General features: G+C 50.0%; 9 protein-coding genes. 6 read left to right on the top strand and 3 right to left on the bottom strand.

The window, feature by feature from the left end; all coding sequences use genetic code 11:
* Positions 1 to 123 precede the first annotated feature (123 nt).
* From yidC to rpmH, 3 genes are all read right to left on the bottom strand, one after another.
* Positions 124 to 957 (bottom strand): membrane protein insertase YidC, encoded by an 834-nt coding sequence (gene yidC / locus HEQ50_RS05400; protein WP_334427385.1) that lies wholly within the window; start codon positions 955 to 957, stop codon positions 124 to 126.
* Positions 958 to 959: 2 nt separating this feature from the next.
* Positions 960 to 1,316 (bottom strand): ribonuclease P protein component, encoded by a 357-nt coding sequence (gene rnpA, locus HEQ50_RS05395; protein ID WP_168899503.1) that lies wholly within the window; start codon positions 1,314 to 1,316, stop codon positions 960 to 962.
* A 104-nt stretch (positions 1,317 to 1,420) separates the two neighbouring features.
* A complete protein-coding gene (gene rpmH, locus HEQ50_RS05390; RefSeq protein WP_081624573.1) occupies positions 1,421 to 1,555 on the bottom strand; it encodes a 50S ribosomal protein L34 in 135 nt (44 codons plus the stop codon).
* 535 nt (positions 1,556 to 2,090) lie between these two features.
* Here rpmH and dnaA point away from each other — a divergent pair.
* The 6 genes from dnaA to gyrA all read left to right on the top strand — a co-directional run bounded on the left by dnaA (position 2,091) and on the right by gyrA (position 11,421).
* On the top strand, positions 2,091 to 3,452 hold the full coding sequence (gene dnaA / locus HEQ50_RS05385) for a chromosomal replication initiator protein DnaA (protein ID WP_168899502.1): 1,362 nt from the start codon (positions 2,091 to 2,093) through the stop codon (positions 3,450 to 3,452).
* Positions 3,453 to 3,721: 269 nt separating this feature from the next.
* On the top strand, positions 3,722 to 4,861 hold the full coding sequence (dnaN, locus tag HEQ50_RS05380; RefSeq protein WP_168899501.1) for a DNA polymerase III subunit beta: 1,140 nt from the start codon (positions 3,722 to 3,724) through the stop codon (positions 4,859 to 4,861).
* A 669-nt stretch (positions 4,862 to 5,530) separates the two neighbouring features.
* Complete coding sequence (gene yaaA, locus HEQ50_RS05375; protein ID WP_057731463.1) at positions 5,531 to 5,758, top strand: S4 domain-containing protein YaaA; 228 nt, start codon at positions 5,531 to 5,533, stop codon at positions 5,756 to 5,758.
* The gene (recF, locus tag HEQ50_RS05370; RefSeq protein WP_168899500.1) at positions 5,758 to 6,912 is read left to right on the top strand and encodes a DNA replication/repair protein RecF; all 1,155 of its coding nucleotides are present in this window, start codon (positions 5,758 to 5,760) and stop codon (positions 6,910 to 6,912) included. Before yaaA ends, recF begins: the two co-directional genes overlap by 1 nt.
* 3 nt (positions 6,913 to 6,915) lie before the next feature.
* Positions 6,916 to 8,862: a DNA topoisomerase (ATP-hydrolyzing) subunit B gene (gene gyrB, locus HEQ50_RS05365; protein ID WP_168899499.1), complete on the top strand. Its 1,947-nt coding sequence runs from the start codon at positions 6,916 to 6,918 to the stop codon at positions 8,860 to 8,862.
* Between the two features lie 21 nt (positions 8,863 to 8,883).
* A complete protein-coding gene (gene gyrA, locus HEQ50_RS05360) occupies positions 8,884 to 11,421 on the top strand; it encodes a DNA gyrase subunit A (protein WP_168899498.1) in 2,538 nt (845 codons plus the stop codon).
* Positions 11,422 to 11,555: the final 134 nt, after the last annotated feature.

Genomic DNA, 11,555 nt, shown 5'->3' with positions numbered 1-11,555 from the left:
GCCGAACAGAAACGTCTTATTTCCCTAATGCTCAGAATCTAGGCAGCTTGCTACACGCTCTTATACAAAAAAGACCCGCAACCACCTCGGCTGCGGATCGATAAAATGCATTTAAGCGTTCTGTTACTTGCGTTTGCTTTGCTTTGCACGCCGGATGGCCTTTTGAACCGCCCGATCGTGATCTTTCTTTTCCTTGTCCTTGGCATCGCGTTCCGCTTGGATCTTCCACGGATTTTGAATCAACAAGGTTTGACCCACTTGGAACACGTATGAGATCGTCCAGTATAAGGACAGAGACGATGGCACGTTCAGGGCCGTGAAGAAGACCACCACGGGCATCCCGACAACCATCATGGTGCTCATCGAGTTCGATTCTGGCATCGACTTGGTGCTTAACCACGAACTAATCATCGTGGCGACAGCGGCCAAGATTGGTAGGATGAAGTACGGGTCCTTGTGACCTAATTGGAGCCACAAGAAACTACCGGACCGTAACACGGCCGTCCGCCAGATGGCTTGATACAAGGCCCAGATGATTGGCAACTGAACCACTGCAGGTAGGCAACCCAACATGGGGTGAACCCCCGCTTCCGAATACAGCTTTTGCTGTTCGGCCTGCATTTTTTGCATCGTTTCGCGATCTTTTGAGGAGTACTTCTTTTGTAAAGCCTTTAATTGTGGCTGCAGGTCTTGCGTCTTCCGCATGCTGCGGGTCTGGAAGATCATCAGTGGCAGTAAGATAATCCGCACAATGATGGTGAAGATGATAATCCCGACACCGTAGCTTCCGCCGAACATGTGGGCCAACCCGATAATGGCCCGGGAGAAGTTCAGAACGATCCAGCCGTCCCAAATCCCGGTACTCTTATCCGTAATTGGCGCGTTGCTACAAGCGGAAAGGATAAAGACCAAGCTCACAATACCTAGCATAAGTAGGGTACGTTTGTACTTTTTCACTTTTATTCCTCGCTATAGTTGGAATCTAGCAGTTTTGCCAGCTTCAAAACATGAATCAGGCTGCTCTTCGCATCGGTCATGGAAATGCCGTCTGCCCGGGGCCGAGCAATCACGAGAAAGTCCACATCTTGCTTAAGATGCGGCTTTAGCTCGAGTAGACTCTGCCGAATCCGGCGCTTCACCCAGTTACGGTGGACCGCGTTACCAATCTTTTTGCCGACCGAAATGCCAACTCGAAAATGTAATTGATCAGGTTTTTCCATTGAATACACCACAAATTGCCGGTTAGCGACTGAATTTCTGGTTTCAAAGACCTGCTGAAATTCCGCTTCTTTCTTAATGCGGTAAGATTTTCGCATGGTGCATCTCCAAAATTCTCAACGATTTATTGAACAGTCCGCGAGCGATTAGAGTTCCAGTCAACTCGCAGATAAAATAAAAAGACCACTGAACCATCAGCGGCCTATGCAGACAATACTTTACGTCCCTTTTGACGGCGACGTGCTAATACTTGACGGCCATTGCTAGTGCTCATACGCTTGCGGAAGCCGTGGACACGTGAACGGTGACGTTTCTTTGGTTGGAAAGTGCGCTTCATCGTAAAATCTCCTCTCTTAACTATGACTATTTTTTATCTGGTGAAGCCAGACAAATACTAAATGCATTTCCTGAACATATTAGCATAAATTCCGCAGAATGGAAATAGGAACTTTGAATTTCCAAGAAAAAGTTGTCCCCGGCGAAATTTGTTTCATGCACTTAGGCTGTGGATAACTCTCGATTTTAAAAAAAGTTTTTCCGGACTTTCCCACCAGGTTATCCACTGTTCCACAGCCTGTTTATTTCTAAATATTAGGTTCAGTGAATTCTGTGGATAACTTGTGAAACACTTGTCGCTATGCTTTTTATAGCACTGTGTCCTCTGTGTATAACTCAAGCCAGCCAAAACTATCCACAGCTTTTGACTTGCCTGTGGATAACTCAATTCACTTCCTGTGAAACAATTTTCCACAGTCTCAAATGCCCTGTGGAAAACTTTTTTTCTTCATGCTACACTGGACTTACGTTTTCGTTTGGGCCTCGTGCGCCCATTTGGAAAATGACACTTTAAAAAATAATAGGGGGATTCATCAGTGCCAGATATGTCAACTTTATGGACTGATATCAAGGCGTTATTTAAAGAAAATAACACACCAACGACCTACACGACTTGGATCGAAACGGCCAAGCCGATTGCCTTAGAGGGCAGTCAATTGACGTTGGAACTTCCGTCACCCCTGCATCGTGATTACTGGACCCATCAACATCTGGACCAGCAATTGGTAGAATACGCATACCAAGCCGCTCACGAAGATATTCAACCCGTTTTAATCATCGAAAGTGAACGCCAGCAACAGGCGACGCGTAAGGCTAAGACCGCCACATCAGCGACGGCCACCGAGACCGCTGAACCGACGCCCACTTTTATGAAGGAAACGGCTTTGAATTCCCGCTACACTTTTGACACATTTGTCATCGGAAAAGGCAACCAAATGGCCCATGCAGCGGCCTTGGTGGTCTCCGAAGAACCCGGCGTGATGTACAATCCGTTGTTCTTCTACGGTGGCGTGGGCCTTGGTAAGACCCACTTGATGCACGCGATCGGCAACAAAATGCTTGAAGATCGGCCAGACACCAAGGTTAAATATGTCACGAGCGAAGCCTTCACGAATGACTTTATTAATGCGATTCAAACCCGGACGCAGGAGCAGTTCAGACAGGAGTACCGTAACGTTGATCTGCTACTGGTCGATGATATTCAGTTCTTCGCTAATAAGGAAGGAACCCAAGAAGAGTTCTTCCATACATTTAATGCACTTTACGACGATGAGAAGCAGATTGTGTTAACTTCTGATCGCTTACCCAACGAGATTCCCAAGCTCCAAGACCGCTTAGTTTCGCGGTTTGCCTGGGGGTTATCCGTAGATATTACGCCACCAGATTTGGAAACGCGGATTGCCATCTTACGGAACAAGGCCGATGCCGACCAGATTGACATCCCCGACGACACACTCAGCTACATCGCGGGTCAGATTGACTCCAACGTGCGCGAGTTAGAGGGCGCCTTGGCGCGGGTTCAAGCCTACCATCAGTTGATGCATCAACCGATTACCACCGATCTGGCGGCCGAAGCCTTGAAGAGTTTGAACTTGGCTAACGCTACCGATGCCGTGACGATTCCCGTCATTCAGGATCGCGTGGCCAATTACTTCCACGTCTCCCTCAAGGATCTCAAGGGGAAGAAACGCAAGCAAGCGATTGTCATGCCCCGACAGATTGCCATGTACCTGTCGCGAGAATTAACGGAAGCCTCGCTGCCCCGAATCGGTAACGAGTTTGGCGGTAAGGATCACACCACGGTCATCCACGCGTACGACAAGATCCAAGATTCACTCAAGACGGATGCCGAGCTTCAAAAAGACATTGATAATTTAAAAGACGAATTACGGCGCTAGGATGAAACCGTCCGAGTCGGCACCCAAGTTAGCAGACTCGTGACGGTTTTTTAGTGACCACTTGCGGTATGATAGAGGTATCGCGAACAGAGCGTGTGGATAAAAACTGAAAAGGCCTAAAGTTTTCCACAAGTTATCCACAAGTGGAAAACCTAGTAACACAAGCGGTTCTTCAAAGTTATCCACAGAATACACCGCTCTACTACGGCTACTGTTTTTCTCTTTTAATTAAGTAAACTACGCACCACTAAAAAGGAGTGTCTCAACTTATGAAATTTTCCATTAACCGGGCGGCCTTCGTTAAGGAGCTCAACAATGTGTCTCGCGCCATTTCATCTAAGACTACAATTCCCATTTTGACCGGGATCAAGATCGTTGCCAGTGATGCGGGCCTCTTACTCACCGGGTCTAACGCCGACATTTCGATTGAATCACTCATTCGTGCAGACGACCCTGACATTGGGTTAACCATTGATGAACCCGGCGCCATTGTCCTAACGGCCCGTTTCTTCAGCGAAATCGTCAAGCGCTTGCCCGAACAAACCATGACCGTCACGGTTAAGGATGGGTTCCAAACGGAGATCACGTCAGGATCGGCGGCCTTTAACATCAACGGCCAAGATGCCAATAACTATCCGCATTTACCAGAGGTCGATGCCGGCGATTCCATGGTCTTGTCCGGCGCCGTCTTCAAGGAACTGATTAGTCAAACGGTCATTGCCGTGTCCAATCAGGAAAGTCGGCCCATCCTAACCGGGGTGCATTTCGTCTTGGCCGACAATCAATTCCTGGCGGTTGCCACGGACAGTCACCGGTTGTCTCAACGGCAGATTGAATTGCCAACGCCAACCGACGCAGCGTTTGATGTCATTATTCCGGGGAAGAGTCTGACCGAATTGTCCCGGATGATCGGCGATGACGACAGCGACGTGAAGATGCAATTCTCCGAAAACCAAGTGTTGTTCTTATTGGGTGACACCTCGTTTTATTCCCGGCTACTCGAAGGAAACTACCCGGATACGTCGCGGTTGATTCCTAAGGAAGCCTCAACGACGGTAGAATTCGAAGCGCCAGAATTGTTGGCAGCCGTGGAGCGGGCATCGCTGTTGTCCCACGAATCGCGGAACAACGTGGTTAAGCTGACCTTGACGCCAGCCGACAATCAGGTCACGATCTTCAGTAATTCCCCGGATGTTGGGAATGTCGAAGAAGACTTGGCACCGAAGGAACTCACGGGGGATGACCTCGAGATTTCCTTCAACCCAGATTACATGAAGGATGCGCTCCGGTCGTTTGGTCAAACCACGATCCGCGTGGCCTTCACGTCCGCCTTGCGACCATTTACGTTGGTCCCAACGGAAGACACCAGCAACTTCATCCAACTGATTACACCAGTTCGGACGTTCTAAAGTAAACTAACACAGCGTCACCTCAGAAATGAGGTGGCGTTTTTTTGGTTAAAGAGTGCGGAACCAGGCGCTTAGATCCTGAGCATTAACGTCATTAAGTCAAAAATCCCGGATTTAGATTTTGGGCTTAATGGGGTTAAGCGCAGGGATCTGCCTGGTTCCGCACGTTTCGGCTAGATAAAATCAAAGAACGAATTTAAGTAATGGCAGCGAGCCAATCCCGGATTTAGATTTTGGGCTTAATGAGGTTAAGCGCAGGGATCTACCCGGTTCCGCACGTTTCGGCCAAGTGACGATCAAAAAATAACCGCCCCAAACGGCGCAGTAATCTCCCAAATTCGCTTAATCGCGCAAGACCATTTCGGCTAAAATCGCGCTTTCTTGAAAATAGTCCCTAGAACAACCCATTTTTCACGTGAAATCAGCTAATTGCGTGCGCATATTTTTAGTGATTTTCATGACGTTTCAAAAATGACTGAAAAAAAGGTTGAAAAAACAAAAAAATCGATATAAGGCCGCTATTTTTAGATTAGAGCAGATTTACCGACTTTTACCCAAAAATATCAAGAAAGCCTCAGATTGCCTGAGAACGCAAAAATCAAGCAGTTAAACTGTACTTTTCGCCCAAAAGCGGTATAATAGAAGAGAATAAAATTAAGGGGTGAAATTGTGAAAAAAGAAGTTTTCATTGAGACGCCCTACATTACTTTAGGCCAGTTACTCAAGGAAGAATCCATTATCAGTACTGGCGGTCAAGCCAAGTGGTATTTACGGGAAAACACCGTTAATATCAACGACGAGCCGGACAACCGGCGGGGCCGCAAGCTGTATCCTGGTGATACGGTGGAAGTACCTGATACAGGATTATTTTTTATACGCTCAAAGCAGGGTGAATAATGTATTTGCAAGAGTTGCGGCTGCAGCATTTTCGGAATTATCCCAGTGCCAGTCTCGAGTTAGGACCCGGGATTAACGTTTTATTGGGAGAAAATGCGCAGGGCAAGACCAATCTATTAGAGGCAATCTACGTGCTTGCGTTGACGCGCAGTCACCGTACCGCAAATGATCACGATCTCGTAAACTGGCAGGCCAAAACGGCGAAGGTCAGTGGCCGGGTGGTCAAGGCAGCTGGGACGGTACCCTTGGAATTAACGTTCTCGCGTCAGGGTAAGCGCGCCAAAGTGAATCACCTTGAGCAGGCCCGACTGTCACAATATGTCGGTCAGCTCAACGTGATTTTGTTTGCACCAGAAGATCTCGCCATTGTCAAAGGAGCTCCGACCGTTCGGCGGCGCTTTATGGACATGGAGTTTGGCCAGATGAATCCCCGTTACCTGTACAACTTGAGTCAGTACCGGACGTTATTGAAGCAGCGAAATCGGTACCTCAAGGATTTACAGCATAAACAAAATCGTGACCTGTTGTTTTTGTCGGTCTTATCCGACCAACTGGCCGCGTATGGCGCGGAGATCATTGCCCAGCGGCTGCGGATGTTACATAAGCTGGAGCACTGGGCACAGGCGATTCATGCCGAGATCTCACAGCAGAAGGAAGAATTGACGTTTCACTACGCGACCCAGGTTCCCGAGGATCAATTGACGAACCCGGAGTCGATTTGTGCGGCGTTAACTCAGCTTTATCAGGAACATCAGGCTAAGGAATTATACCGGGGTACCACGTTGGTTGGTCCACACCGCGATGATCTACATTTTCGCGTCAACGGCAAGAACGTGCAGACGTTTGGGTCTCAAGGACAGCAACGGACAACGGCACTGAGTGTGAAGCTCGCCGAGATTGACCTGATGAAAGAAGAGACTGGGGAATACCCAGTTTTATTGCTCGATGACGTGCTTTCAGAACTAGATGATGCCCGGCAGACGCACCTGCTGAAGGCTATTCAGGATAAAGTACAGACGTTTATTACCACCACCAGCTTGAGCGGAATCACCCGCCAGCTGATCAAGGACCCGACCATTTTTCACGTGGACAATGGGACTGTGGTGGCCGATGGATCGGCCCCAAGTGGCGATCCGGCAACAAAGGAGGATTAATCAGTGGCTGATAAAGAACACGAAACTAAGGCGGAACAAGCCAGAGAATACGATGCCAGCCAAATCCAGGTTCTAGAAGGCCTGGAAGCGGTCCGGAAGCGGCCTGGGATGTACATTGGTTCAACGAGTGCCCAAGGTCTCCATCACCTGGTTTGGGAAATTGTGGATAACGGAATTGATGAAGCCTTGGCAGGCTTTGCGGATTCCATTCACGTCACGGTTGAAAAGGACAACAGTATTACCGTCAGTGATAACGGCCGGGGAATTCCAGTCGATATCCAGAAGAAGACGGGGAAGCCTGCCCTAGAAACGGTTTACACCATCCTACACGCCGGCGGTAAGTTCGGCGGTGGCGGATACAAGGTTTCTGGTGGTCTCCATGGTGTCGGGGCGTCCGTGGTTAACGCGTTGTCCACGCATCTGGAAGTCCAAGTCATTCGGGGCGGCAAGCGCTACGGCATCACCTTTAAACGGGGGCATGTCGATAAGCCCATGTACGTGATGGAAGAGGGCTTGGACCCCGATCGTCACGGCACGATCGTCCATTTCCTGCCAGATCCAGATATCTTCCGGGAAACGACGACGTTTGATATCAAGACGTTGACGACGCGGATTCGTGAACTGGCCTTCCTGAACAAGGGCTTGCGGATCACCATTCGTGATGAACGCCCAGAAAAACCAACGGAAGAGGATTTCCACTACGAAGGTGGGATTCGGCACTACGTTGACTATTTAAACGAAAATAAGACCACGCTATTCGAACCTCCAATTTACGTTGAAGGGGCAGAAAACGGGATTACCGTGGAAGTGGCCCTTCAATATACGGACGACTACCACAACAACCTGTTGACCTTTACCAACAACATTCACACCTATGAAGGTGGGACGCACGAGGAAGGGTTCAAACGGGCGTTGACGCGGGTTGTGAACGATTACGCGCGGCAAAACAAATTGATGAAGGATAACGAAGCCAACCTGACCGGGGATGATGTCCGTGAAGGGATGACGGCCGTGGTTTCGGTGAAGCATCCGAACCCCCAATTTGAAGGTCAAACCAAGACCAAGTTAGGGAACTCCGATGCGCGGACGGCCGTGGATCACACGTTTGCCGATCACTTCATGCGTTACCTGATGGAACATCCCGACATTGCCCGTAAGATTGTGGACAAGGGGACGCTGGCCTCTAAGGCCCGGGTTGCGGCTAAGCGGGCCCGTGAAGTTACCCGGAAGAAGAGTGGGTTGGAAATCTCTAACCTACCTGGGAAATTGGCCGATAACACGTCCAAGGACCCCGCTATTTCCGAATTATTCATCGTCGAAGGGGATTCCGCCGGTGGGTCTGCTAAACAGGGCCGGTCGCGGTTGACTCAGGCGATCCTACCGATTCGGGGGAAGATTTTGAACGTCGAAAAGGCCTCAATGGACCGGATCTTGGCGAACGAAGAAATTCGGTCGATGTTTACGGCGATGGGAACTGGTTTTGGCTCTGATTTTGATGTGTCCAAAGCCAACTATCACAAACTGATCATCATGACCGATGCCGATGTCGACGGGGCCCACATTCGGACGCTGCTGTTGACGTTGATTTACCGTTACATGCGCCCATTGTTGGACGCCGGCTACGTGTATATCGCTTGCCCACCGTTGTACCGGGTTCGCCAAGGCAAGATGCAGCGTTACCTGGATTCCGATGACGAATTAAAGGAATTGTTAGGCCAATTACCACCTGCACCGAAGCCACAGATTCAACGGTACAAGGGGCTTGGTGAAATGGATGCCGAACAACTGTGGGATACGACCATGAAGCCAGAGAACCGGCGTCTGTTACGGGTCGACGCTAATGATGCCATCAATGCGGACCAAGTGTTTAGCATGTTGATGGGGGATAAGGTTGCACCTCGACGGGAATTTATTGAGGATAATGCCACCTTCGCCGAGTTGGATGTTTAGTGAAGAACGGAGGGTAAAAATTTGGCTGATCAAGATTACAATATAGGTCGGATTACCGACGTTGACCTTTCACAAACCATGCGAACATCCTTCTTGGACTACGCGATGAGTGTGATTGTGCAACGGGCGTTACCAGACGTGCGGGATGGGTTGAAACCCGTCCACCGTCGGATTTTGTATGATATGCACGAACTCGGGATTACCCCCGACAAGCCATTCCGGAAATCTGCCCGGATGGTCGGGGATGTCTTAGGGAAATACCATCCGCACGGGGATTCCGCCGTGTACGAATCAATGGTTCGGATGGCCCAAGACTTCTCGTACCGTTACATGTTAGTCGACGGTCACGGGAACTTCGGGTCCGTCGATGGTGACGGGGCCGCTGCCATGCGGTATACCGAAGCGCGGTTGAGTAAGATCGCGATGGAAATGCTACGCGATATCAACAAGGATACGATCGATTTTCAAGATAACTATGATGGGTCCGAACGCGAACCCGTCGTGCTACCATCACGGTTCCCGAACCTGCTAGTCAATGGGGCTTCCGGGATCGCCGTGGGGATGGCAACGAACATTCCGCCGCACAACCTGACGGAAGTCATCAGTGCCCTGCACATTTTGATGAAGAACCCGGATGCCAGTCTGGCTGAGTTGATGGAGGTCTTACCAGGCCCCGACTTCCCAACCGGGGGGATCGTCATGGGTAAGGCGGCCATTCGCCGGGCTTACGAGACCGGGAAGGGTACGATTACCTTACGGGCGAAGGTTGATATTGAAGAAGAGAAGAATGGCAAGCAACGCATTGTGGCCACGGAAATTCCGTACATGGTCAACAAGGCTAAGCTGATCGAACGGATCGCCGAACTGGCACGGGATAAGCGGATCGAGGGCATTACCGATGTCAACGATGAAACCGACCGGACCGGGATGCGGATCGTGATCGATGTTCGTCGGGATGCCAGTGCCGAAGTCATTTTAAATAACCTCTACAAGATGACGCTCATGCAGACCTCGTTTGGGATCAACATGTTGGCGATCGTCAATGGCGCGCCGAAGGTTCTGGGCTTAAAGGCCATTCTGCAATACTACCTGGACTTCCAATTGGAAGTTATCCGGCGGCGGACGCAGTTTGAACTGAAGAAAGCCGAAGCGCGGGCCCACATCCTGGAAGGGTTGCGGATTGCCCTCGATCACATCGATGCCATTATCACCATCATTCGGCAGTCTCAGACCGCCGAAGTGGCGAAAAATGAATTGATGACCCGCTACAGCTTGTCAGACAAGCAATCGCAAGCCATTTTGGACATGCGGTTGGTTCGGTTGACCGGTCTGGAGCGCGAGAAGGTCGAAAAAGAATATAACGACGTGATGGCAAACATCAAGGATTACAAGGAAATCTTGGCTTCCAAGGAACGGCAACAAGCCATTATCTACGATGAATTGATGGAAATCCAGAACAAGTTCGGTGACGCGCGGCGGACCGAATTAATGGTCGGTGAGGTGTTGAGTCTGGAAGACGAAGACCTCATTGCCGAAGAAGACGTCGTGGTTTCCTTGACTCACAACGGCTACATCAAGCGGTTGCCAACGTCCGAATTTAAGGCGCAAAACCGGGGCGGTAAAGGGGTTCAAGGCATGGGCGTTCATGAAGACGACTTCATCGAACACTTAGTGGCCACGTCAACCCACGACATGTTGCTGTTCTTTACCAACACCGGGAAGGTCTACCGCATGAAGGGGTATGAAATCCCTGAATACGGGCGGACGGCTAAGGGAATTCCGGTCATTAACCTGTTGGGCATCAACAACAACGAGCACGTGCAAGCCGTGATCAACGTGGCTAATCCGGGAGAGAATGCCGAACGGGATCTCTTCTTCACCACGGTTCAAGGAACGGTCAAACGGACGCCGGTTGATGAATTTGCCAATATCCGGAGTAACGGGCTGAAGGCCATTAACCTTAAGGAAGACGATGAACTGATTGATGTCGACATTATTAATGGCGATGCCAACATGATCATCGGGACCCACTTAGGTTACGCCGTGAGCTTTGCGGCCAAGGACGTTCGGTCCATGGGCCGCTCGGCAACCGGGGTTCGCGGGATTCGTCTGCGGGATCGTGACTATGTCATTGGCGCCAGCGTTCTCCAGCCGGACAGTCGGGTGTTTGTCATTTCCGAAAAGGGTTATGGGAAACAGACGCCGGCCAGTGAGTACCCAATCAAGGGCCGTGGCGGTAAGGGCATCAAGACCGTCAACGTGACCGCAAAGAACGGGCCGTTGGCGGGGTTAACCACCTTAGATGGCGACGAGGATATCATGCTGGTCACCAACAAAGGGGTCATGATCCGCTTTAGCGGTAGCGATGTTTCCGAGACGGGTCGGGCAACCTTAGGGGTTCACCTGATTCGCTTGGGCGACGATACCGCCGTGGCGACGATGGCCAAGGTTGACAAGGAAGATGATAGTGATGACTCATCAGATGGCACAACACCTGATGAAACACCGGCTACCGATAGTACGGCCGCAACGTCGGATTCCAATGCGCCAGAAGCTTAAGATGTAACGTTATCATTTCAGTAAACTAGTCATTGCCGGTTCTAAAATATCTGTTGTTGGTAATCAATTTAATTGATTACTGGCAACGGATATTTTTGTATACTGTGTAGAGTAAAAAAAGTGTATAAAAAAGG

The organism is Lactobacillus sp. HBUAS51381, assembly GCF_012641095.1.
Classification (GTDB): Bacteria; Bacillota; Bacilli; order Lactobacillales; family Lactobacillaceae; genus Levilactobacillus.
Note: the sequence above shows the minus strand (reverse complement) of the source record. Positions and strands in the feature narration are given on the sequence as shown.